Below are 23,853 nucleotides of genomic sequence, written 5' to 3' on the forward strand. Positions count from 1 at the left end.
GATTTGGATTGTACGGGGGAAATTAGGTGAGTCAGATCAGTGTAGCGACCGCTGTGTCCGCGCAGGATGTTGCGCGGATTAAGGATTCGGGCCTGTTTGACGAGGAATGGTATGTTCGGACCTATCCCGATGTCGCCATTCTTAACATGGACCCGGTCGAACATTATCTTTGGCTTGGCGCGCGGCTGAACCGCGATCCCTCGCCCCATTTCAGCACGAGCGGCTATTTCGAGGTCAATCCCGACGTCCGCGACGCCGGCGCGAATCCGCTGGCTCACTATGTCAAGAACGGCCAGCGCGAAGGCCGCAAGACCGCGCCGCGCCGCCGCGCGGCCGACCCCGCCGCCTGGCGTCAGGGCGCGATCGATGTCATCGAAGATGCGCCCTCGGTGCTGCTGTGCGCGCATGAAGTGAATCCGCAGATGTTCGGCGGCGAACGCAGCTTCATCGACATGCTCGACGCGCTCGCGCAGATGAAGCTCAACGTCTATGTCGCCGTCCCGCGCGAAGGCAATCCCGACTATATCGACCTGCTGCGGCAAAAGAGCTGCGGCCTCTATTCCTTCCCCTATTTCCAATGGACGAAGAATCGCGGACCCGACGAAACCTCGATCGATGATTTCATCCACATCATCGAGCAGCGCAACATCGCCCTCGTTTATTGCAACACCATCGTCCTGGTCGATCCGCTGATCGCTGCGCGCCGCGCCGGCCGCTTGACCGCCATCCATGCGCGCGAACTGATCGACCATGACGAGCATCTGTGCGACCGCATGGGCATGGATGCGGCCGGGATCATCAAGCGCATCCTGCACCAGACCGACTATGTCATCGCCAATTCGGCCGCGACGCAAAAGCTGTTCGCGCACAGCCGTCGCAGCTTCCATGTCCCCAATGTCGCCAAGGTCGATTCGCTCGACATGCCCAATGTCGTGGGCGAACATGTGGTGTTCGGCATCGTCAGCTCGAACATTCCCAAAAAGGGCATCGCCGATTTCGTGGAGGTCGCGCGCCGGGCGGAGGAATTGGTGCCCAACGCCCGCTTCCGCGTCATCGGCCCGGAAAATGCCTATGTCGAGGAACTGAAAGAAGCCGGACTGCCCGGCAATCTGGAATTTGCGGGCTATGCCGACAGCCCGGCCGAGGCGATGGCGCAGCTCAACGTCGTGATGGCGCTGTCCCACTTCGCGGAATCCTTCGGCCGCACCGTGGCCGAGGCGCAGGCCGCGCGCCGTCCGGTGATCGGCTATCGCTGGGGCGCGGTGCCCGAACTGATCGATGATGGCCAGACCGGCTTCCTGGTCGGTTACAAGGATGTCGAGGCGGTGGTCGCGCGCGTCAATACGCTGTGCAAGGATCCTGGCCTGATCGCGACCATGGGCACTGCCGGGCGTGAAAAGATCATCCGCCAATTCTCGCCCGTCGTGCTGCGCAACAATCTGCGCCACGCCCTCTCGGCTATTCTTGCGGAAGACGTCCCATTACGGGACGATGAGACCCGCCGCCTCACCATCATCGTGCCGGTTTATAACGCGCCCGAAGCGGTCGAGCGCTGCCTGACCTCGGTGCTGGCGAAAACCGATCTCACCCGTGATCGCGTGCTGATGATCAATGATGGCAGCAGCAACGAACTGGTGCAGCCGCTGCTGGATCGCTTCGCCCGCCATCCCGGCTTCCACCTGCTCGTGAACCCGCAGAATATGGGCTATACCCGCACCATCAATCGCGGCATCCGCTGGGCCGAGGGTGACGATATCCTGCTGCTCAACAGCGACACGATCGTCCATGACGGCTGGATCGACGGCATGCGCAAGGTCGCCTTCGGCACGCCCAAGGCGGGCACGGTGACGGCGATGGGCGACAATTCGGGCAGCTTCTCCTTCCCGGTCGCCAATATCGTCAATGCCAAGCCCGACGATATGAGCCATGACGACTGGGCCAAGCGGATCATCGCCTTCACCCAAGTCTCCGAACCGATCGACGTGCCGACCGGCAATGGCTTTTGCCTCTATATCCGTCGTGATCTGATGGATCATATCGGTCTGTTCGACGAAGAGACTTTCCCGCGCGGCTATGGCGAGGAAAATGATTTCTGCATGCGCACGATGAAGGCCGGGTGGAAGAATTTCATCACCCCCCATGCCTATGTCTTCCACCAGCGCACCGCCAGCTTCGGCGGCGAAAAGGATGGCCTCATCAAGACGGCGATGGAAATCGTCCACCAACGCTATCCCGACTATGCCCGCCGGGTAAAATCCGCCTTCGGGTCGGGCCGGATGAAGGCGCTGCGCGCGCTTTCGGCCAAGGCGTTCGAGGGCGCACCCGTGCCCACGCAGCCTGCGTGGCACAACGCGCCGGTCGGCGAACCGACCGATCGCCCCGGCTATCGCGCCGGACCGGAAAAGCGCTTCCTCTCGCTCAACAAGATGGTGATCGACTGGCACACGATCCGCGGGCAGGCGCCACAGCGCGACCCCGATCTCGTCTCGATCATCGTGTGCGTCTTCAACCAATATTCGCTGACCAATAAATGCCTCAACGCGCTCGCGCGCCATTGCGGCCGGGCGAAGGTCGAATTCATCATGGTCAATAATGGCAGTGATGAAGAAACGTCGGGCCTGCTCGACAGCTGGGCGGAGCGGGACGGGCGCGTCACCGTCATCCACAATTTCGACAATCTCAACTTCTCGCTCGGCAATAATATCGGATTTGCCGCCTCGCAGGGCGCGCGCGTGGTCTTCCTCAACAATGATACCGAAGTGAAGGCCGGCTGGATGGAGCCGCTGCTCGCGCCGCTGGCCGACCCGGACGTCAAGGGCACGCAACCCAAACTGCTCTACCCCGACGGTCGCCTCCAGTGCATGGGCGTGGTCTTTTCCGGCAAGACGCCGCTCGGCTACCCCATCTATGTCGATGAGGCCGCCGACTCCCCGCTGGTGACGCAAAACCGTCGCTTCCGTGCCATCACCGGCGCCTGCTTCGCGATGCGCGCCACCGACTTCGCGGCAGTCGGCGGCTTCGACCCGGTGTTCATCAACGGACAGGAAGATATCGACCTCTGCTATCGCGTCGGCCATGGTGCCAATGTGTTCGAATATGTCGCCGCGTCCACCGTCACCCATCATGAAGGCCGCACCAAGGGCCGCGGCCGCTTCATCACCCACAACCGCTACAGCTATGCCGCACGCTGGAATGATGTGTTTCCGGGCGACGATGCCGATCATTATGCGAAGGACGGGTTCATCGTCGCCGAATATCAGATCGACCGCCCGGAACTGGATGGAAAAAGCATTGCATGCTGGCGCGCGAAGATTGAGGCTAAGAGCGAACTGATCGCCGAAGCGGGTTGAAGCAGGCTAAGGGTCGATAACAGGAGAGAGCCGTCGCTGCGCTCCTGTTATCGACGCTGCCTTAATTGGCGATCATTCCTGCAAGGGACTCAGTGGTCCAGTAATTCTTCGTTGCCCGCTCTATCGCCGACTTTTTGTCCGGTTCCATCTCGACCAGTTTGTTGAGGGCACGTAGCCCTTTGTCCATGTCACCGTCTTTCAGCGCCGGATTGAAAGCGGGCACCAGCATCTTCAAATTGTGAACATAGGCCGGTTTGACTTCGGTCAATATGCTGGAAATTCGGGACCAGTCTGTATTTGCTGGTGGCAGGTCTTCCGGTGTCGGGCGGGGACAGCGCATCGCGAAACCATGCCGTTTGTTCAGTCGCTCGACAATATCGGCGTTGTTGTTTCCCACCAGCGCAGCGGCGGGGGGCGAAAGAACGGCCTTGGTCCCAACCATGCCGGATTCGTTCATCATCGCAAAAAAATCGATCAGTCGGGTACTGGGCGGTATCATCTTTCCGTCGCTATCCCGGCAGAACTGCGCGCGATAATCCTGCAACACGACCATTTGCTCGGTCGAAAGCGAACTATTCTCATTGATATGTTCGAGCCCAAGATCCTTGCCGGTCAGGCTCTTCACCACATGTTCAAAGTCCGCGACGGCGTTCCCACCGACCAGGCTATTGCGATCGAACATGCGAACAGTCACGCTGCTGATCATGGGAAAACTGTTCCAGTTATCAAGCATCCGATCTAGCGACCGAACGTAGGTATCCGGCCGGGGAAAGCGGTGACTGGATTTGATGAGTTGCTGGGCCATCGACAGATACATGCCCAACGGGTTGCGAACATAAGCAATCACGTCGATCCGCTCAATGTCGAGCGTGATGAATTGCAGAATCTCGACGACTTCTTCCGGGTCCAGCGTTAAAAAGGCTTCGGACGATATGATGATGTAATCGCTGTGATCCAACTGCGATTGCAACGTCTTGATAGCTTGGAGCGCAAAACCCCGCTGCTGTTCGGCGTTGCCGCGCGTATTTTTGCCGAGCAGCGTACCGAAACAAAAATTGCCGCTGGTCCGATGGTGTGAAGCGTAGGCCAAACCCATTTCGCGCAAGCGGTCGCGCGCGTCGAACAGGGCCGCTTGCATCGACGAACTGCCGCACTTGCCGTCACCAATATGAACGATGAACTTCGCCAAGCACCTAATCTCCTTTATGGGGCATGAATCGCGCGGAGAAGGGTCAGGCGATATGCCATAGGTCTAGCGATTACCTTCCAGCGGACGCGGTTTGCTATCGGCGACGCGATTATTTATCAAGAAAGATGTGCGAAGAACTCGGTCAACCAAAGTCGGCCGAAGTCATCGTTCATATGGTTGAGATCGACGCTGGGATGCAGCGCATCGTCATGGGCGTCGCCAATCGCTAGCCGTTTTGATCCTTGGGCAAAGGGCATCGCCGTACCATTGCCGTTGATGATCGTCGTCGCCGGCTGGGGTAGCAGGGTGGCGCCTACGGCTGCATATTTTCTGGCATTCAATAGCGCGATGCCGCGTTCATATGGCCCGACATCCTGTGGTCCCTCGTTACGCCTTGCGCCCCGCATGGGATTGTGGCCGATATAAATAGGCTTGTCCGTAATGGTCCGCAGTTTTTGGAGCGTATTGTAGGACAGGCTGCCCTCCACGACGTCATCGACTGCACGATCAAGCACGGCGCTCGAATAATAGCGATCTTCGGCGATGAAAAAGGGTCGTGCCTCCATGCCATAGAGGAGGAAGGCGTCATAACCGTCCGTATCGATTCTCCGTTCGCCGCCCGATGTGAAGGCGATCGCATCGGCGGTGCCTTCGTCGCTCGGCACAAGACTGCTGTCCTCGACCGTCAGGCTTTTCAACCCATCGCCGCGCGCGCCGAAGAAGCAGAGATCGTACAAGACCTCCTTTGCCTTCATCATATCCATGCCGCGCTTGAGCGAGCCAATATGGCTATTGCCGATGACCGCTATTTTCATCCCTTTTTGGCGTCGCCGAATGCGCCCAGCAATTCCTCTTCGCATACTTCATCCAGTTTTTTGGAGGGAGCAGATGCCTTGCGCGTCTGCGCTGTAAAATAATCGCCGAATGTGCGGACCAACCCCTGGAAGAAATGGTCCATCACGAAATCGACGCCGCGTTTATTTACGCCGCGCATGTTCGGTTCGAAGAAGGTGCCCTTGAAGACGGCGCTATTGATGATTTCGTAGGACGGGAAGTAATCGACCATCTTGTGATGCATGGCGATTTGCCCGGCCACGGCGCGCAGCACCGATTTTGAATACATCGTCGCCACCAGCACATGCTGCGGCGATTTGGTAGCCGTCAATGGCACCGGCGAGACCGTCAGGATGAACTGCAGTTTTGGATTGGCGGCGCGCATCATGCGGATCGAGTCCATCAGCGCCGATCGCACATCCTCAAAGGCCTGATTGCGGAACTGATGCTTCTCGGCGTCGAATTCCCCTGCGACCGTGCCGGGGCACATGGGATATTCATATCCATGCTCTTGGTTGAACCAACTTTCGGTCAGTCCCAACGTGAAGACGAAGAAGTGCGAGTCCGTGATGCAGGTGCGAAAGGCCTTGATCGTCTCTTCGCGCGACAGCAGCATCTCTTCCAGGCTGGCAAAACCATTGGGCTCGATCGCCGGGCGGAAGGGGTCGTAGAAACGCCCGTTCTTCTCCCAATATTCCTCCGGCGGGCTGCTATGCCCCAATGCCCAACTGGTCCATTGCCGCAATAGGGACGTGGTATAGATATTGGCCGTGCGCGCCGAAAAAATGTTATAATTGAACAGCTTTGCGCTTTCCTCCCTCATCCCGACGGGTGGCGTTTCAGCGATCATCCAATTGAATTTGCGATTTTTCAGGGCGTTGCCGATATGCTGCGCAAAGCAGGAGCCAAAGGTCGCCACCGGGGCGCGCGGCGGAATGCGAAATTTGGGTGACCATAATTCGTCAATGTCGAACATCGATCGTTCAGCGATGGCGGGCCGCCAAAAGGCTTTCTTGGGCAGATCTTCATAAGGATTGGTCGAACCGACGCCGTCCGCTGTCTGTGCTTTCTTTGCCATCGCCGGTTCACCTACCTTATCGTGTGCTGCAACAGGAAAAAGAAACGAAGATCACCAACACTGTTTGTTGCACTGCACAGGAGCATATCGGATCGCCTTGGGAATGAAAAGGCGGTTCATCACAGGTGCAACATGATGGCGTTAAGACGTTTCATGGATCGCGCTTGCACATGGCACGTTATGATATTCGCGTGTGCAACATAGGGAAGGATGATGATAGGATGGCGCATCGGATGACAATCTTGCGCTGGTCGCTGCTCGCGGCAGGCTTCGGCACCGCGATGGGCGTATCCGCCGAACCCCAACGCCGTCTGTCGGTCGATTTCGACCAGGGCCAGCATATGAAGGCCAAGGGTTCTAACGCCATCGTCGATCCGCGCAGCAAGCTGACCTTCAACGCCACCACCGACAAGGGTACCAAGGCTGCGGACCGGCCGCAGGTCGTGTCCAAGGGGTGCTTCACCCCTCCCAGTTGCCTGCGCATCTCGATGGACCCCAGCGCCCAGGGCGCGGCCAAGAACAAGATCATGTACAGCTTCTGGTCGCATTACAAACCGCTACCCGGCGGCGAACAGGGGGGGATGCAGATTGGCGACAAGGGGACCACGCGGATCAGCTTCGCGATGAAGCTGGACCAGCGCTATGACACGCCGCCGCACCAGATGATCCATTTCCAGGTCTTTCAGCCCAAGATGGCTGGCCGTCCGTCCAAGGTGAAGAATGCCAATCCGGGCGGTCCCATCTTGTCGCTACGCACCGTCCCGCTATCGCGCCGCAAGGACAAGTCGCCCGACGTGCAGGAATTCATCATCGCCGTGCGCAATCCGCAGGCCGAAAACCTCTATTATTTCGACCAGCGCGACAAGGGCGTCCTCTACCGCGGCAAGGTGCGCAAGGGCGAATGGAACCGCTTTTCCTTCGTGCTGCAATCCGCCGACCAGCGCGGCGCCATGCAGGGCCGCATAGGCTTTTGGCAGGACGGGCAAAAGCAGTTCGACCGCCCGGTGCAATGGGGCTTCAACCCCGCCACCTATGCCGTCAGCCCGAAACTGGGCGTCGAACTCGGCAGCTACCGCTCAGCCGATGCCAAGGGGCACCAGACCGTCTATTTCGACGATGTGACCATCGACCGCTAACCGGGCAGGGCAGGGGATCACCAGCCCTGCCACACCTCACAAAAAAGCCCGCCGCAGCGTCAAACGCTGCGGCGGGCTTTTTTGTGGGCGCTCAAGGCACCGTCAGCGCTGGAGCCACAGCCTGAACGACATGTGGCCCCTGCACCCTATCGGATCACTCCGCGTCCTGCGTGGTGAAGTCTTCACCCTGCACGGCGCCCAGTGGATCGTCGCCGATCGCCGCTTCCGGCCCCTGGCGCAATTCGGCGGCATGTTCGGCCGCCGCCGTCTTGGGCGCGATCAGGTCGATCTGGCTGGCGGCCCGCAGCGAGGCGCGCATCGCCGCATCACGCGACGAAGCGGCAACCCGCATCCGGTTCATGCCAGCACCCGTACCCGCCGGGATCAGGCGGCCGACGATGACATTTTCCTTGAGGCCAATGAGCGTGTCCTTCTTCCCCTGAACCGCCGCCTCGGTGAGGACGCGGGTGGTTTCCTGGAACGACGCAGCCGAGATGAACGAACGGGTCTGCAACGAAGCCTTGGTAATGCCGAGCAGCACGGGCTTGCCAGCGGCGGGCAGGAAGCCCGGTGCCAGCTTGCTGTTGATCTCGTCCATTTCCTCGCGGTCGACCTGTTCGCCCACCAGCAAGGTGGTGTCGCCGGACTCGATGATCTCGACCTTCTGCAGCATCTGACGAACGATCGTCTCGATATGCTTGTCGTTGATCTTCACGCCCTGCAGACGATAGACTTCCTGGATTTCGGCGACCAGATATTCTGCCAGCGGCTCGATGCCGAGCACTTCGAGAATATCATGCGGATCGGGCGAACCGCCGATCAGATTATCGCCGCGCTTGACGAAATCGCCTTCCTGGACGTCGATCACCTTGCTCTTGGGGATCAGATATTCGACCGGCTCGCCGCCATCCTCTGGATTGATGGCGATCTTGCGCTTCGCCTTGTAATCCTTGAGGAACTGGACGCGGCCCGACACCTTGGCGATGATGGCGTTGTCCTTGGGCTTGCGTGCTTCGAACAGCTCCGCCACGCGTGGCAGACCGCCCGTGATGTCGCGGGTCTTGGCCGCTTCGCGGCTGACACGCGCCAGCACGTCACCGGCCGACACCGTGGCACCATCCTCGACCGACAGGGTCGCGCCGACCGCCAGCATATAGCGGGCCGCTTCGCCCGAACCATCGTCCAGCAGGGTCAGGCGCGGACGCAGATCTTCCTTGGTGCGCGCGGCACCACGATGTTCGGTGACGACGCGCTGGGCGATGCCCGTCGCTTCGTCGGTCTGTTCGGCCAGCGTCTTGCCGTCGATCAGATCGACATATTTGACGATACCCGGACGCTCGGTGATCACCGGCATGGTGAAGGGATCCCACTCCGCAAAGCGGTCGCCCTTCTTGATCGTGTCGCCATCGGCAAACAGGATGGTGGCACCATAAGGCAGGCGATGGGTTTCGCGTTCGCGCCCTTCGCTGTCGATGATCGCGATCTCGCCGTTGCGGGCGAGGCTCAGGCGACGGCCCTGCTTGTCGGTGATGGTCGGCATGTCACGCAGTTCGATCGTGCCGTCCGCCATCGATTCCAGGTTCGACGTTTCGTTGAAGTTCGCCGCGCCGCCAATGTGGAAGGTCCGCATCGTGAGCTGCGTACCCGGTTCGCCGATGGACTGCGCCGCGATGACGCCGACCGCTTCGCCGATATTGACCGGGGTGCCGCGGGCAAGGTCACGGCCATAGCATTTGCCGCAGACGCCCATCTTGCTCTCGCAGATCAGCGGCGAGCGGATCTTGACCGCCTGCGTGCCGATCGCCTCGATCTGCACGATCAGCGCTTCGTCGAGCAGCGTGCCGATCGGTACGATGACCGAACCATCCTTGGTGTCGATGATGTCCTCGGCAGTGGTGCGGCCTAGGATACGTTCGCCAAGCGATGCGATGACCGAACCGCCCTGGACGATCGCCTTCATCTCCAGCGCCTTTTCGGTGCCGCAATCTTCCTCGACGATCGTGCAATCCTGGCTGACATCGACCAGACGGCGGGTCAGGTAACCTGAGTTCGCCGTCTTGAGCGCGGTGTCGGCCAGACCCTTACGGGCGCCATGGGTGGAGTTGAAATATTCAAGGACGGTCAGACCTTCCTTGAAGTTCGAGATGATCGGCGTTTCGATGATCTCGCCCGACGGCTTGGCCATCAGGCCGCGCATACCGGCCAACTGCTTCATCTGCGCCTGGCTACCACGGGCGCCGGAGTGCGCCATCATGTAGATCGAGTTGATCTGCGCCAGACGGCCCGTCTTGGGGTCCTTGGGCTGGGCACGGATCTCGTCCATCATGGCGTTCGCCACCTTGTCGCCGCACTGCGACCAGGCATCGATCACCTTGTTGTACTTTTCCTGCTGGGTGATCAGACCGTCCTGATATTGCTGCTCATAGTCGGCCACCAGCGCCTTGGTTTCGGCGACGGTGCCTTCCTTCGAGTCCGGAATGACCATGTCGTCCTTGCCGAACGAAATGCCCGCCTGGAATGCGTGCTTGAAGCCTAGCGCCATGATGGCGTCGGCGAACAGCACCGTGTCCTTCTGGCCGGTGTGACGATAAACTTCGTCGATCACGTCGCCCACATCCTTCTTGGTGAGCAGGCGGTTGACGACGTCGAAGGGCACTTTGTGCGCCTTGGGCAGACATTCGCCCAGCAACATGCGGCCCGGCGTCGTCTCATAACGCTTGAGGTAGCTATTGCCCGCCTCGTCGGTCTGCGGCACGCGGCTGATGATCTTGCTGTGCAGGGTCACTGCCTTGGCAAACAGCGCCTGATGCACTTCCTGCATGTCGGCGAGCAGCATGCCTTCGCCTGGCTCGCCTTCGCGCTCCATCGACAGATAATAGATGCCCAGCACCATGTCCTGCGACGGCACGATGATCGGCTTGCCGTTCGCGGGCGACAGGATGTTGTTGGTCGACATCATCAGCACGCGCGCTTCCAACTGGGCTTCGAGGCTCAGTGGAACGTGGACGGCCATCTGATCGCCATCGAAGTCGGCGTTGAAGGCGGAGCAGACCAGCGGGTGAAGCTGGATCGCCTTGCCTTCGATCAGCACGGGTTCGAACGCCTGGATACCCAGACGGTGAAGCGTCGGCGCGCGGTTCAGCATGACCGGATGCTCGCGGATCACTTCGTCCAGGATGTCCCAGACTTCCTTGCGCTCCTTCTCGACCCACTTCTTGGCCTGCTTCAGAGTCATGGACAGACCCTTGGCATCCAGACGCGCGTAGATGAACGGCTTGAACAGTTCGAGCGCCATCTTCTTGGGCAGGCCGCACTGATGCAGCTTCAACTCAGGACCGGTCACGATGACCGAACGACCCGAATAGTCGACGCGCTTACCGAGCAGGTTCTGGCGGAAGCGACCCTGCTTGCCCTTGAGCATGTCGGACAGCGACTTGAGCGGACGCTTGTTGGCACCGGTGATGACACGGCCGCGACGGCCATTGTCGAACAGGGCGTCGACGGCTTCCTGCAACATGCGCTTTTCGTTGCGGACGATGATGTCCGGCGCGCGCAGTTCCATCAGCCGCTTCAAGCGGTTGTTACGGTTGATGACGCGGCGATAGAGATCGTTGAGATCCGACGTCGCGAAACGACCACCGTCCAGCGGCACCAGCGGGCGCAGTTCTGGCGGGATCACAGGAACGACGTCCAGAATCATCCATTCAGGCCGGTTGCCCGATTCCAGGAAGCTCTCGACGACCTTCAGGCGCTTGATGATCTTCTTGGGCTTCAGCTCCGACTTGGTCGTCGCCAGCTCTTCAAGCAGGATCTTCTTCTCGCCCTCAAGGTCGAGATCCATCAACATGATCTTGACCGCTTCCGCGCCGATCCCGGCCGTGAAAGCGTCCTCGCCATATTGATCCTGCGCGTCGAGCAACTCGTCTTCGTTGAGAAGCTGATATTTCTCCAGCGGGGTCAGGCCCGGCTCGGTGACGATATAGCTTTCGAAATAGAGCACGCGCTCCAGCTGCTTCAACTGCATGTCGAGCAGCAGGCCGATGCGCGACGGCAGCGATTTCAGGAACCAGATATGCGCAACCGGCGCGGCCAGTTCGATATGACCCATGCGCTCGCGGCGCACCTTGCTCACGGTAACTTCGACACCGCACTTCTCGCAGACGATGCCCTTATACTTCATGCGCTTATACTTGCCGCACAGGCATTCATAATCCTTGATCGGACCAAAGATGCGCGCGCAGAACAGGCCATCGCGTTCGGGCTTGAACGTGCGATAGTTGATGGTTTCGGGCTTCTTGATCTCGCCGAAGGACCAGGACCGGATGCGCTCTGGCGAGGCAAGGCCGATCTGGATCTGGTCGAACGTCTCGGTCTTGGCGACCGGATTGGCGAAGTTGGTCAGTTCATTCATTTTTCAATTCCCTCCGGGGAAAAATCCTGAGCGGCTCTGCGTTGCTGGATCATCTGCCGAAGCAGTCCGATCTGTAGCAGCAGCAAAGCCGCATAGATTGCGTACCTGCTAGGCGTTCCAGTCATCCCCGTCCGCTCAACGTCAAAGACGAGAGCGATCCAGACGGCCAGAATGCCGAGCTTGATCCACATTCAGTCCTACTCCGCCGCCGCCGCGAAGCCGTCGTCCTCGTCGGCGATCGCGTCCATCGTCGCGAGTTCGACGTTGAGGCCCAGCGAGCGCATTTCCTTGACCAGCACGTTGAAGCTTTCGGGGATGCCGGCCTCGAACGTGTCGTCACCCTTGACGATCGCCTCATAGACCTTGGTGCGACCGACCACGTCATCGGACTTCACCGTCAGCATTTCCTGCAGCGTATAGGCGGCACCATAGGCCTGGAGTGCCCAGACCTCCATTTCCCCGAAGCGCTGACCACCGAACTGCGCCTTACCACCCAGCGGCTGCTGCGTGACGAGCGAGTAGGGGCCGATCGAACGGGCATGGATCTTGTCGTCGACAAGGTGATGGAGCTTCAACATGTAGATGATGCCCACCGTGACCTTACGGTCGAACTTGTCGCCGGTGCGGCCGTCATACAGGTCGCTCTGACCCGATGTGTTCAGCCCCGCCAGTTCCAGCATCGCCGACACGTCCGCTTCGCGGGCGCCGTCGAACACCGGCGTTGCCATCGGCACGCCGCGCTGGAGATGTTCGGCCAGGTCGACGATCTGCTCGGCCGTGCGGGCGTTGATCTCGTCGGCATATTGCGGACCATAAGCGGTCAGCAACCGATCCCGCACCGCGTCGGGCATAACGCCCGGTTCAGGGTTGGGATTGGCCTCACGCCAGTCTTCCAGCGCATGCTTGAGCTGCTGGCCGATGCCACGGGCAGCCCAGCCCAGATGCGTTTCGAAGATCTGCCCGACATTCATGCGCGACGGCACGCCCAACGGGTTGAGCACGATGTCGACATGGGTGCCGTCTTCCAGGAACGGCATGTCCTCCACGGGAAGGATGCGCGAAATAACACCCTTGTTCCCGTGACGACCGGCCATCTTGTCGCCCGGCTGCAGCTTGCGCTTCACCGCCACGAACACCTTGACCATCTTGAGCACGCCCGGCGGCAGTTCGTCGCCACGCTGCAGCTTGTCGACGCGATCCTCGAACTTGTCGACGATCGACTTCACCGCTTCGTCATATTGCGCCTTGACGGCTTCGATGCCGGCCTGACGAATGTCGTCCGCAACCGCGAACTTCCACCATTCATGCCGCTCGACTTCGCTCAGCAGGGCTTCGTCGATTTCGACGCCCTTCTTCACGCCCTTGGGCGCAGCCGTTGCCACCTGGCCCGTCAGCATTTCCTGCAGACGGTTGAAGGTCGCGCGGTTCAGAATCGCGCGTTCGTCCTCGCGATCCTTGGCGAGGCGGTCGATTTCCTCCCGCTCGATCGCCATGGCGCGCTCGTCCTTGTCGATGCCGTGACGGTTGAACACGCGCACTTCGACGACCGTGCCCGCAACGCCCGGCGGCAGACGCAGCGAGGTGTCGCGCACGTCGCTCGCCTTTTCACCGAAGATCGCGCGCAGCAGCTTTTCTTCCGGCGTCATCGGCGATTCACCCTTGGGGGTGATCTTGCCGCACAGGATGTCGCCCGGCTCCACTTCGGCGCCGATATAGACGATGCCCGCTTCGTCGAGGTTGCGCAGTGCTTCCTCGCCGACGTTCGGGATGTCGCGGGTGATGTCCTCTGGCCCCAGCTTCGTATCGCGCGCCATGACCTCAAACTCCTCGATATGGATCGAGGTGAAGACGTCATCCTTCACGATACGTTCGGAAATGAGGATACTATCCTCATAGTTATAGCCGTTCCAGGGCATGAACGCGACGAGCGTGTTGCGGCCCAGCGCCAGCTCGCCAAACTCGGTCGACGGGCCATCGGCGATCACGTCGCCGCCTTCGATCAGGTCGCCGACATTCACCAGCGGACGCTGGTTGATGCAGGTATCCTGGTTCGACCGCTGGAACTTCTGCAGCGTGTAGATGTCGACGCCCGACTGGCCGGGTTCGATGTCGCCGGTCGCACGGATGACGATACGGGTCGCATCGACTTGGTCGACGATGCCCGGACGCTTGGCGGCGATGGCCGCGCCCGAATCGCGCGCAACCGTGCCTTCCATGCCGGTGCCCACGAACGGGGCCTCGGCACTGACGAGCGGCACCGCCTGGCGCTGCATGTTCGATCCCATGAGTGCGCGGTTGGCGTCATCATTTTCCAGGAACGGAATGAGCGAGGCCGCAACCGACACCAACTGCTTGGGACTGACGTCCATCAGCGTGATGTGATCCTTGGGCGCCATCAGGAACTCGCCCGCTTCACGCGCCGAGATCAGGTCTTCGGCCAGCGTGTTGTCGGGGTTCAGCTCCGCGTTTGCCTGCGCGATCGTGTGCTTGGCCTCTTCCATCGCCGACAGATAGACGACGTCATCGGTCACCACGCCGTCGATCACCTTGCGGTAGGGCGTTTCGATGAAGCCATATTTGTTGACCCGGCTGAACGTCGCGAGGCTGTTGATCAGACCGATGTTCGGGCCTTCTGGCGTTTCAATCGGGCAGATACGGCCATAATGGGTCGGGTGAACGTCACGGACTTCAAAGCCCGCACGTTCGCGCGTCAGACCGCCCGGCCCAAGCGCCGACACGCGGCGCTTGTGGGTGACTTCCGACAGCGGGTTGGTCTGATCCATGAACTGCGACAGCTGCGAGCTGCCGAAGAATTCACGCACGGCGGCCACGGCGGGCTTGGCGTTGATCAGGTCGTTCGGCATCACCGTCGACACGTCCACGCTCGACATACGCTCCTTGACGGCGCGCTCCATGCGCAGCAGCCCGACGCGATACTGGTTTTCCAGCAGCTCGCCGACCGAGCGCACGCGACGGTTACCGAGGTTGTCGATATCGTCGATTTCGCCCTTGCCGTCCTTGAGGTTCACCAGTTCCTTGACGACGGCGAGGATGTCCTCGACGCGCAGGGTGGTGACCGTGTCTTCGGCGTCCAGCTCAAGCCGCATGTTGAGCTTCACGCGGCCCACGGCCGACAGGTCGTAGCGTTCGGGATCGAAGAACAGACCGGCGAACAGCGCTTCGGCGGTTTCCTTCGTCGGTGGCTCGCCGGGGCGCATGACGCGATAGATATCGCTCAGGGCCTGGTCGCGCTCTTCGGCCTTGTCGGCTTTCAGCGTATTGCGGATCCACGGACCGGTGGTGACATGGTCGATGTCGAGCAGTTCGAGACGGTCGATGCCCGCCTGGTCCAGCTTTTCCAGATTTTCCGGGCTGATTTCGTCACCGGCTTCGACATAGATTTCGCCGGTCGCGTCATTGACCAGATCATAGGCGCTGTAGCGGCCATAGACTTCCTCGGTCGGGATCAGCAACTGGGTCAGGCCGTCCTTCTCCGCCTTGTTGGCGGCGCGGGGCGAAATTTTGGTGCCCAGCGGGAAGATGACTTCGCCGGACTTGGCATCCACGATGTCGAAGGACGGCTTCTGCCCACGCCATGCTTCGGGCGTATAGGGAATCTGCCAGCCGCCTTCGCCACGGACGAAGGTCACCTTGTTGTAGAAATGCCCAAGAATTTCTTCCGCGTTTAGGCCAAGCGCGAACAGCAGCGCCGTGACCGGCAGCTTGCGCTTGCGGTCGATACGGACGTTGACGATGTCCTTGGCGTCGAACTCGAAGTCCAGCCACGAGCCACGATAGGGAATGACGCGCGCGGCGAACAGATATTTGCCCGACGAATGGGTCTTGCCGCGGTCATGATCGAACAGGACGCCCGGCGAGCGGTGCATCTGGCTGACGATCACGCGCTCGGTGCCGTTGACGATGAAGGTGCCGTTGCCCGTCATCAGAGGCATGTCGCCCATGTAAACGTCCTGCTCCTTGATATCGAGCACGGAGCGGGTTTCGGTGTCCTGATCGACTTCGAACACGATGAGGCGAAGGGTAACGCGCATCGGCGCTGCATAGGTGATGCCGCGCTGACGGCATTCCTCGACGTCATATTTCGGGTCTTCCAGCTCGTAATGGACAAAGTCCATTTCGGCGGTGCCCGCGAAATCGCGGATCGGGAAAACGCTGCGCAGCGTCTTTTCCAGGCCCGATACATAACCGATCGAGTGGTCCGAACGGAGGAACTGTTCATAGCTCTCCCGCTGCACTTCGATCAGGTTCGGCATCTGCACCACTTCGTGGATGTCGCCGAACACCTTGCGGATGCGCTTCTTCGCGCCGGTGTTACTGATCGGGGGGAGAGCTTTGGTCGCCATGCTTGGTCCTTGCCTTCATTCGTCGCGTTTTTCCGCATCGCAGCGAAAATTCAGTCGAAGCGCGATGGACAAAGGGGTGATTCGCACCGCTTCCGTCCACGCAAAAAAGTGCGGGTCGGGACTGTCCGATCCGCACTGTCAGCACCTGATGACTCGCCGTTTTCGTTCAATACTGCCCTTGGCCACGCGCTAACCGGCCCCGGTCCCCGAACGATACGGGAGACGGCCGACCCACTGCCAAGACTGGCGACGGGACGACCGGATTGCTGCCCATATAGTCTGCTTGTCCGGCTTTGGGAAGGGGGGTGTCAGGCAAACAGCCCGCGCTCCGCCCGGATCGCCGCCACCAGCCGGTCAAGTTCAGCGCTCGTGTTGAACAGGGCAGGGGTCACGCGCAGCACCGGCCCCGATGCCAGCCCCGCTTTCGCCACCACCAGCAGCCCATATTTTTTAAGGAACAGCGCTGCCGCCTTCTTCGCATCGTCCGGCCCGCCCATGCCCGGCAAACGGAACGCCGCCACCGCGCCGTGCCGCCCCGGCAGTTCGGGCAATAGGATCTGCACGCCCGGCACATCGCGGACCCGATCAATCCAGTAATCGCGCAGCGCCAGAAGGTGGCGATGCTTCGCTGGCAGGCCGATCGCCTCCTGCACCGCGATCGCATAGGGCACCGTCAATCGCGCGGCGAAATCCACCGTGCCCGTGGGAATCCGGGCGCGAATATCGTCCGCCCCATGGATGCGGTTGCCAAGCCATGGCGCTATGTCCTGCAATCGATCCTTACGGATATAGATGCCCCCGGTCCCCAAGGGCGCGGCCAGCCATTTATGCAGCGAAAAGCCGATGAAATCCGCGCCTGTCTCTTCGACCGTGAAGGGCAGGTGGCCGACCGCCTGCGCACTGTCGAGGATCACATCGACCCCGCGCGCCTTGGCCATGGCAACGATCGCCTTGACCGGCGGCACCAGCCCGTTGCGGTTGGACAGATGCGTGAGCAGCAGCAGTTTTGCGCGCGGCGTATCCTTCAAAACCCGCTCATAGGCGGCGAGGATATTCGCCTCCGTATGCGGTTCGGGCAGGTCGAAGCGGACGATGCGCGCGCCCCGGCTCTGCTCCAGATAATCGCAGGCAAACTGCATCTCGTCATAATCGACATCGGCATAGATCACCGCATCGCCCGCCTTGAGCCGCGCATAATTGGCGATCAAAGCGTACAGCGCCTCGGTCCCGCCGCCCGCCAGCGCGATCTCTTCGACCGACGCGCCCAGCATCCTCGCCACCGCCGCACGCGACTTGTCCAGTTCGACATCGCGCGGATGACCCGGCGCGCCATTGCGCAGGAACAGCGCATGATTGCGGTTGACCCAGTGGGACCGCGCCGCATAGGCCGCCTGTACGGGCAGGGTCATCGCCCCATAATAGGCCGCATCGAACGTCGCGACATCGCGATTGACGGCATAGAGCTTCGCCAGCGCAGCCTGCGCCGCGTCGAAATCGGCCATGTCGCCGCTAAAGTGAAACGGCGCTTCGTCAGGCCATTTCATATCCGTAACGATATCCTGCGCCCGCGCTGTTCCGCCACCCACAGCCAGCCCCATCGCGCCGCCAACCGCGATCCCGCCGCTGCCCAAAAATGCCCGCCGCGTCACCATAAACTGCCCTCACATCATTATGTAACAGCATATCATAACGAACGGACGCGGCGATGCCACTATGCGTTTAGTTTGTCCGGGTCGCTATACTAGTCGCTGACCCCAGCGGCGCGATCTTCACCGTCTCGAACCGCTCCTTGCGCCGCACCCCGGCCAGCGCCGCATCGGCCGACGGGGCAGGGGCGGCGGTCGGCACCCGCTGGCGCATACATTCCGCGTTGCTGCTGCGCGGTGTCTGCGCACAGTTCCACAGCGCCCGCTGCAACCCGCTCGCGCTATTGTGGATATAGGCAAAGCTCATCGTTTCAAGTTGCCCGTCGCTCAAGGGGATCTTGGTCGGAGCAGCCCCCGCCCTCCACGCCATGATCCGGCACTCGGGCCGCCCCGCGCAAAAGGTCTTGGCAAGCTCCGGCCATTGGTCGGGCGCGCCACCGCGCGGCAATTCGACCAGGAAGCTGGTGCCATCCGGCCCCAGCACCGCCAGCCGCACACCCGCGATCGTCCGCCCCAACATCGCCTCGCCGATCGCCTGCTTCGGCTGGGCCGCCAGCGCACTGGCGGCAATCCCCTCGACCGGCGCAACACTTCCGTCAGGCAGCACATCCTCGCCCCCCTGATGCGCCAGCGACAATTTGGCGATCCGCCCGATCAGCGGCTCGCCGCCCGCGCTCCCCCGGCGAAAGGCAGGCGGCGTGCCCCACCATCCGCGCCAGCGGAAGAAGAGATGCGTGCCCACCGCGCCGATCTTGTCGAGGCTCCCGCTCCAATAAGGCACCACCCAATTGGTATGATAATGGGTCGCATGCCCGACCGGCGCGAACACCTGCCCCGCCAGCGCCGCCCGCGCGATCGCCCGCGCCCGCTCCCACGCCGCCTGCGACGGCGTCCGCGTCAGCGCCCCATCGCAGGAGAAGGTGAACTGGCACCCGGTCCGCCGTTCCTGCCCTTGAAACACGACGCCGCACACCGTCTTGGGGAAGGCGGGATGGCGCGCGCGGTTCAGCACCACCTGCGCCACCGCCTGCTCGCCAACGGCATCGTCGCCCGCCTCATAGAGTTCCGCCGCCGCCAGGCAATCGACCGCCCGCGCCAGATCCGTCTCGGACCCCGAAAACAGGAAAGGCCGCGCCGGTGGATTGGCAAGGCGGGAGAAGGGAATGGCGGCATTCACTGCCCGCGCCCGGTCGGCATCCAGCGCATAGACCGCCACCGGCTCGACCGGCGGCGGCGGGCTGGGCGGCCGCACCGCGCGCCCTCCTGCCCCCGCCGCAAAGCCTGATGGATCAGCCTGCACGCCTTGTCGACTGTCCCAGCCAGCCACCCCCATGGGCAGGCCGACGAACATCAGCGCCCAGAACAGCATCGCCAAAGGGTGAGGCGTATCGCTCTTCTTCACGAGTGTCGTAACGACCGCTTATTCCGGCAGGAAATCGGGCACCGACAAATAACGCTCGCCGGTATCATAGTTGAAGCCCAGCACCCGGCTCCCAGAAGGCAGGTCAGGCAATTTCTGCGCAATCGCCGCCAACGTCGCCCCCGAAGAAATGCCGACCAGCATCCCTTCCTCGCGCGCCGCGCGCCGGGCATAGTCCTTGGCGTCGGCCGGATCGACCTGGATCACGCCGTCGAGCAATTGGGTATGCAAATTGGCCGGAATGAAGCCCGCACCAATGCCCTGGATCGGATGCGGACCCGGCTGGCCGCCGCTGATGACATGCGACAAAGTCGGCTCGACCGCATAGATTTTGATGCCCGGCCAGACCGCCTTCAACACCTCCGCCGTGCCGGTGATATGCCCGCCAGTGCCGACCCCGGTGATCAGCGCATCAATCGGCGTTTCGGCGAAGTCCGCCAATATCTCTTGCGCCGTGGTCCGCGCATGAACCGCGATATTGGCGGGGTTCTCGAACTGCTGCGGCATCCAGGAACCCGGCGTCTGCGCCACCAATTCCAGCGCGCGCTCGATCGCGCCCTTCATCCCCTTTTCGCGCGGCGTCAGGTCAAAACTGGCACCATAGGCCAGCATCAGCCGCCGCCGTTCGATCGACATGCTTTCGGGCATGACGAGAACCAGCTTATAGCCCTTGACCGCCGCCACCATGGCCAGGCCCACGCCGGTATTGCCCGACGTCGGCTCGATGATCGTGCCGCCCGGCTGCAACTCGCCCGACGCCTCGGCCGCTTCGATCATGGCCAGCGCGATGCGGTCCTTGATCGACCCGCCGGGATTGGAGCGTTCCGACTTGATCCACACTTCGCTGCCTTCAGGCGCGTCGCTGAACAGGCGCGCCATGCGGATATGCGGCGTGTGACCGATCGTTTCGAGTATCGAGGTGACTTTCATGGGGCCTTCTCCTGGCTATGGTCCGCCTCCCTTATGTCGGGTGGGTCGAAGGTGCGTGCAAGGCGCAATTCGGGAAAGAGCCGCGCCCAGAACAGGGTGATGACGATAGCACCAATGCCCCCGCCAATGACAGCGACAACCGGCCCGACCAGCGCGGCAAGGAAACCTGACTCGGCTTCGCCCAGTTCGTTCGATGCCGATATGGTCAGCTGCGACAGGCTCGACACCCGTCCGCGCATGGCATCGGGGGTATGGAGCTGGACCAGCGACTGGCGCACGAACACCGACACCATGTCGGCCGCGCCCAGCACCACCAGCGCGCCAAGCCCGACCTCCATCGCAAAGCTGCGCGGCAGGAAGGCGGTGCAGCCAAAGACGATGGTGGCCAGGCCGAATATCATGACGGCGGCCAGCATCTTGAGGCCGACCTCGCGCTTCATCGGCCGGATCGAAAACCACAGCGCCACCAGCCCCGCGCCGATGCCAGGCGCAGCGGCCAGATGGCCAAGGCCCGTCGATCCGACCTGCAATATGTCGCGCGCATAGACCGGCAGCAGCGCGGTCGCGCCCGCCAGCAGCACCGCGAACAGGTCGAGCGTGATCGTCGCCAGCACCAGGCGATTGGTCCGCACATAATGTAGCCCGTCGATCATCTGGCGGATCGGGTGGCGGGTCCGGTCGCGCGGCGGCTGCGGCACCGGGCCGATCAGCATCATCGCCCCGAACGCCACGGCATAGAGCAGGGCGGCCAGCGCATAGGCACCCCAGGGCGTCGCCGCATAGGCATAGCCGCCCAGCGCCGGCCCCACGATCGACCCAGCCTGCCACACCACTGCCGATATGGCGATGGCATTGGGCAGCACGGCAGGCGGCACCAGATTGGGCGCGAGCGCGCCATAGGCCGGACCATTGAAGGCCCGCGCAATCCCCACGACCACGGCAATGCCAAAGATCAGCGGCAGGCTGACCCAGTCCTCATAGGTGGCAAAGGCCAGCAGTCCCGCCGCCAGCGTCAGCGCCGCCAGCGTCGTGCGCGAAATCATCCGCCGGTCATAATGGTCCGCGACCCAGCCGGTGATCGGCGTCAGAAAGAAGAGCGGCAGAAACTGCGCCAGCCCGATCAACCCCAACTGCGCCGCCGCGCCCGACGTGGTCATCGTCTCCCGCGCGATATTATAGGCCTGCCAGCCCAGCACGATCATCATGCCATATTGCGCCAACACCGCCGCACACCGCCCGACGAGATAGGCCCGGAAATTGGGAAAATGCAGCGGATGCCGAGGCGGGGAAGGGGCGGTCATGGCCAGCGCTTTAGCCGCCTGCACAACCAATAGGCAATCGCGCTAACGAGGGGGCGGCGGAGCATTTCTTCACCGCCCGATGATCGGGCTTCGCGCCTCTACTGACGCAAGAGTATTCCGGTGACCGACCCGTTGCGTATCGAGCAGATGAAGGGAATGGTTCCACCATCGGTCAAGCCGATCTGGCCCTCGACCTCCCATCCGGTCGACATGCTGCTCGTCACTGGCCGCCCGACCAGCGCGGCGTTCGATCCGGCCTGCTGCCGGGCTTTGGCGGCACAAGCCTCACCCGCCGCTTTCGCCGACGCGATTGGGCCATAGCCAGGCGTGGCATAGGGCTGACGCTTAGCCTCGCGTTCCGCCTGTCGATCCTTCGCGATGTCGCTGACGATGGCCGCGCCGATCACGTCGCGCGGTGGAATGACCGTTTGGGCATGAATAGGGGCCGCCATCAAAAGGCCTGCCATCATGATGGGTGTCACGCTTGCCTTCACGTCCATCTCCTCCCTGTTTGCATCCGATGATAGGCTATTTGAAAAGCCCGCCCAATATCCCCCGCATCAATCTACCGGCTATCCCGCCGCCCGATGCCTTGCGTCGGCTTGACCCGAACACGGCCTTGCCCAGTTCGTTGGCCACCTGCCGCCCTACCGAAGACGCTGCCGACCGGGCGGCGGATTGGACCGCCTTGTCGATGGCGGATGGCTTGGCCGCTTCGCGCGCCGCCGCCTCGCGCTGTTTCGCCTCCACCTTGGCCTGCGCGGCGGCGGCCTTGTCGGCCTCGGCCTGCGCCTTGCTGGCTAGCGCAGCGGCGGCCGCAGCCTCGCCCCGTGCCGCCAATATCTCTTCGGCCGACTCCCGATCGACGGCGGCGTCATATTTCCCGTCGCACGGCGAAATCGATTGGATGATCGCGCGCTCCTTCGCGCTTATCGGGCCAAGCCGCGACCGGGGCGGGGCGATCAGTGTGCGCTGGACGATGCCCGGCGATCCATCCTCCTGCAACAGCGACACCAGCGCCTCGCCGACCTTCAATTCGGTGATCGCTGTCTCGACATCCAGGTCGGGATTGATACGGAACGTCTCGGCCGCCGCGCGGATCGCGCGCTGGTCGCGCGGGGTGAAAGCGCGCAGCGCATGTTGCACCCGGTTGCCCAACTGTCCCGCCACTTCCTCCGGTATGTCGATCGGGTTCTGCGTCACAAAATAGACGCCCACGCCCTTGGACCGGATCAGCCGCACGACCTGTTCGATCTTGTCGGTCAGCGCCTTGGGCGCATCATCGAACAGCAGATGCGCCTCGTCGAAGAAGAAGACCAGCACCGGCTTGTCCGGGTCGCCGACCTCCGGCAGCGTCTCGAACAGTTCGGACAACAGCCACAACAGGAAAGTCGCATAGAGTTTCGGGCTCTGCATCAGCCGGTCGGCGGCCAATATGTTGATATAGCCGCGCCCCTGCTGATCCACCCGCAGCATGTCGTTGATGTCGAGCGCAGGCTCGCCGAAGAAATGGTCGCCGCCTTGCGCTTCAAGTTGCAGTAATTGCCGCTGGATCGCGCCGACGCTCGCCTTGGTCACATTCCCATAGCGAGCCGACAGCGTCGCGGCATTCTCCGCGCAATAGGCCAGCATCGCCTGCAAATCGCCAAGGTCGAGCAGCAGCAGCCCTTCCTCGTCGGCGTAGCGGAAGGTGATGGTCAGCACGCCTTCCTGCGTCTCGTTCAGCCCCATCAACCGCGCCAGCAGCAGCGGCCCCATCTCGCTGACGGTGGTGCGAACGGGATGACCCTGTTCTCCATAGAGATCCCAGAAGATCGCCGGATTGTCGCTATAGCTATAGTCGGTCCGCCCGATCTCGGCCGCCCGCGCCACCAGCTTGTCGGCGTTTTTGAACGTCGGCGAACCCGCCATGGCAATGCCCGACAGGTCGCCTTTCACATCGGACAGGAACACCGGGACGCCCAGCGCCGAAAAACTCTCGGCTATCCCCTGCAACGTGACCGTCTTGCCGGTGCCTGTCGCCCCCGCGATCAGCCCATGGCGATTGGCGCGACGCAGGTTCAGCAACTGGCGCACGCCGCCGTCCTTGTCCGGCGCACCCAGCCCGATGAAAATGCCGTCGCTCATGTGCCGCTGCCCCCAAAAAAAAACGTCACCCCCACAGGCGCGGGGGTGACGAAAATTAGGCAGAGTT

The 23,853-nt window shown here is 61.9% G+C and carries 14 protein-coding genes; 2 read left to right on the plus strand and 12 right to left on the minus strand.

Annotated features, from left to right (window positions below; translation table 11 throughout):
- The first annotated feature begins 26 nt into the window (after positions 1-26).
- Positions 27-3,350: a glycosyltransferase gene (locus ACZ2HM_RS00530; protein ID WP_470425922.1), complete on the plus strand. Its 3,324-nt coding sequence runs from the start codon at positions 27-29 to the stop codon at positions 3,348-3,350.
- Between the two features lie 61 nt (positions 3,351-3,411).
- Here the strand turns inward: ACZ2HM_RS00530 and ACZ2HM_RS00535 are convergent, their stop codons facing one another.
- From ACZ2HM_RS00535 to ACZ2HM_RS00545, 3 genes are all read right to left on the minus strand, one after another.
- Positions 3,412-4,539 carry a hypothetical protein gene (locus tag ACZ2HM_RS00535; RefSeq protein WP_470425923.1) on the minus strand — a complete coding sequence of 376 codons (1,128 nt, stop codon included), beginning with the start codon at positions 4,537-4,539 and terminating at the stop codon, positions 3,412-3,414.
- Between the two features lie 116 nt (positions 4,540-4,655).
- Positions 4,656-5,354: a hypothetical protein gene (locus ACZ2HM_RS00540; protein ID WP_470425924.1), complete on the minus strand. Its 699-nt coding sequence runs from the start codon at positions 5,352-5,354 to the stop codon at positions 4,656-4,658.
- Positions 5,351-6,451 carry a GSCFA domain-containing protein gene (locus ACZ2HM_RS00545; protein WP_052027560.1) on the minus strand — a complete coding sequence of 367 codons (1,101 nt, stop codon included), beginning with the start codon at positions 6,449-6,451 and terminating at the stop codon, positions 5,351-5,353. Before ACZ2HM_RS00545 ends, ACZ2HM_RS00540 begins: the two co-directional genes overlap by 4 nt.
- Positions 6,452-6,684: 233 nt before the next feature.
- Between ACZ2HM_RS00545 and ACZ2HM_RS00550 the strand changes: the two genes are divergently transcribed.
- Complete coding sequence (locus ACZ2HM_RS00550; RefSeq protein WP_470425925.1) at positions 6,685-7,587, plus strand: hypothetical protein; 903 nt, start codon at positions 6,685-6,687, stop codon at positions 7,585-7,587.
- Between the two features lie 154 nt (positions 7,588-7,741).
- Here ACZ2HM_RS00550 and rpoC read toward each other — a convergent pair whose 3' ends face one another.
- From rpoC to ACZ2HM_RS00595, 9 genes are all read right to left on the minus strand, one after another.
- Positions 7,742-11,998 (minus strand): DNA-directed RNA polymerase subunit beta', encoded by a 4,257-nt coding sequence (gene rpoC, locus ACZ2HM_RS00555; RefSeq protein WP_310225157.1) that lies wholly within the window; start codon positions 11,996-11,998, stop codon positions 7,742-7,744.
- Positions 11,995-12,189, minus strand: a complete 195-nt coding sequence (locus tag ACZ2HM_RS00560) for a hypothetical protein (protein WP_037473705.1) — start codon at positions 12,187-12,189, stop codon at positions 11,995-11,997. Before ACZ2HM_RS00560 ends, rpoC begins: the two co-directional genes overlap by 4 nt.
- A gap of 6 nt (positions 12,190-12,195) precedes the next feature.
- Entirely contained in the window at positions 12,196-16,362 is a 4,167-nt protein-coding gene (gene rpoB / locus ACZ2HM_RS00565; protein WP_470425926.1) for a DNA-directed RNA polymerase subunit beta, read from the minus strand.
- A gap of 308 nt (positions 16,363-16,670) precedes the next feature.
- Positions 16,671-17,960, minus strand: a complete 1,290-nt coding sequence (locus ACZ2HM_RS00570; protein WP_470426891.1) for an aminotransferase class V-fold PLP-dependent enzyme — start codon at positions 17,958-17,960, stop codon at positions 16,671-16,673.
- A 121-nt stretch (positions 17,961-18,081) separates the two neighbouring features.
- Positions 18,082-19,377, minus strand: a complete 1,296-nt coding sequence (locus ACZ2HM_RS00575) for a cell wall hydrolase (protein ID WP_470426892.1) — start codon at positions 19,375-19,377, stop codon at positions 18,082-18,084.
- Between the two features lie 51 nt (positions 19,378-19,428).
- Positions 19,429-20,358: a cysteine synthase A gene (gene cysK / locus ACZ2HM_RS00580; RefSeq protein ID WP_470425927.1), complete on the minus strand. Its 930-nt coding sequence runs from the start codon at positions 20,356-20,358 to the stop codon at positions 19,429-19,431.
- Positions 20,355-21,659 (minus strand): MFS transporter, encoded by a 1,305-nt coding sequence (locus ACZ2HM_RS00585; RefSeq protein WP_470425928.1) that lies wholly within the window; start codon positions 21,657-21,659, stop codon positions 20,355-20,357. The genes cysK and ACZ2HM_RS00585 overlap by 4 nt, the downstream gene beginning before the upstream one ends.
- Before the next feature lie 98 nt (positions 21,660-21,757).
- Entirely contained in the window at positions 21,758-22,153 is a 396-nt protein-coding gene (locus ACZ2HM_RS00590) for a hypothetical protein (protein ID WP_470425929.1), read from the minus strand.
- A 34-nt stretch (positions 22,154-22,187) separates the two neighbouring features.
- Positions 22,188-23,786 carry a helicase HerA-like domain-containing protein gene (locus ACZ2HM_RS00595; protein WP_470425930.1) on the minus strand — a complete coding sequence of 533 codons (1,599 nt, stop codon included), beginning with the start codon at positions 23,784-23,786 and terminating at the stop codon, positions 22,188-22,190.
- Positions 23,787-23,853: the final 67 nt, after the last annotated feature.

It is taken from the genome of Sphingobium sp. KKT206 (assembly GCF_055640555.1).

Bases quoted from the DNA above. Each gene is read 5' to 3' on its own strand.
- ACZ2HM_RS00540 (WP_470425924.1), bottom strand. From the start codon at position 5,354: ATGAAAATAGCGGTCATCGGCAATAGCCATATTGGCTCGCTCAAGCGC.
- ACZ2HM_RS00560 (WP_037473705.1), bottom strand. From the start codon at position 12,189: ATGTGGATCAAGCTCGGCATTCTGGCCGTCTGGATCGCTCTCGTCTTT.
- ACZ2HM_RS00550 (WP_470425925.1), top strand. From the start codon at position 6,685: ATGACAATCTTGCGCTGGTCGCTGCTCGCGGCAGGCTTCGGCACCGCG.
- ACZ2HM_RS00595 (WP_470425930.1), bottom strand. From the start codon at position 23,786: ATGAGCGACGGCATTTTCATCGGGCTGGGTGCGCCGGACAAGGACGGC.
- ACZ2HM_RS00585 (WP_470425928.1), bottom strand. From the start codon at position 21,659: ATGACCGCCCCTTCCCCGCCTCGGCATCCGCTGCATTTTCCCAATTTC.
- rpoB (WP_470425926.1), bottom strand. From the start codon at position 16,362: ATGGCGACCAAAGCTCTCCCCCCGATCAGTAACACCGGCGCGAAGAAG.
- rpoC (WP_310225157.1), bottom strand. From the start codon at position 11,998: ATGAATGAACTGACCAACTTCGCCAATCCGGTCGCCAAGACCGAGACG.
- cysK (WP_470425927.1), bottom strand. From the start codon at position 20,358: ATGAAAGTCACCTCGATACTCGAAACGATCGGTCACACGCCGCATATC.
- ACZ2HM_RS00545 (WP_052027560.1), bottom strand. From the start codon at position 6,451: ATGGCAAAGAAAGCACAGACAGCGGACGGCGTCGGTTCGACCAATCCT.
- ACZ2HM_RS00575 (WP_470426892.1), bottom strand. From the start codon at position 19,377: ATGCTGTTCTGGGCGCTGATGTTCGTCGGCCTGCCCATGGGGGTGGCT.
- ACZ2HM_RS00570 (WP_470426891.1), bottom strand. From the start codon at position 17,960: ATGGGGCTGGCTGTGGGTGGCGGAACAGCGCGGGCGCAGGATATCGTT.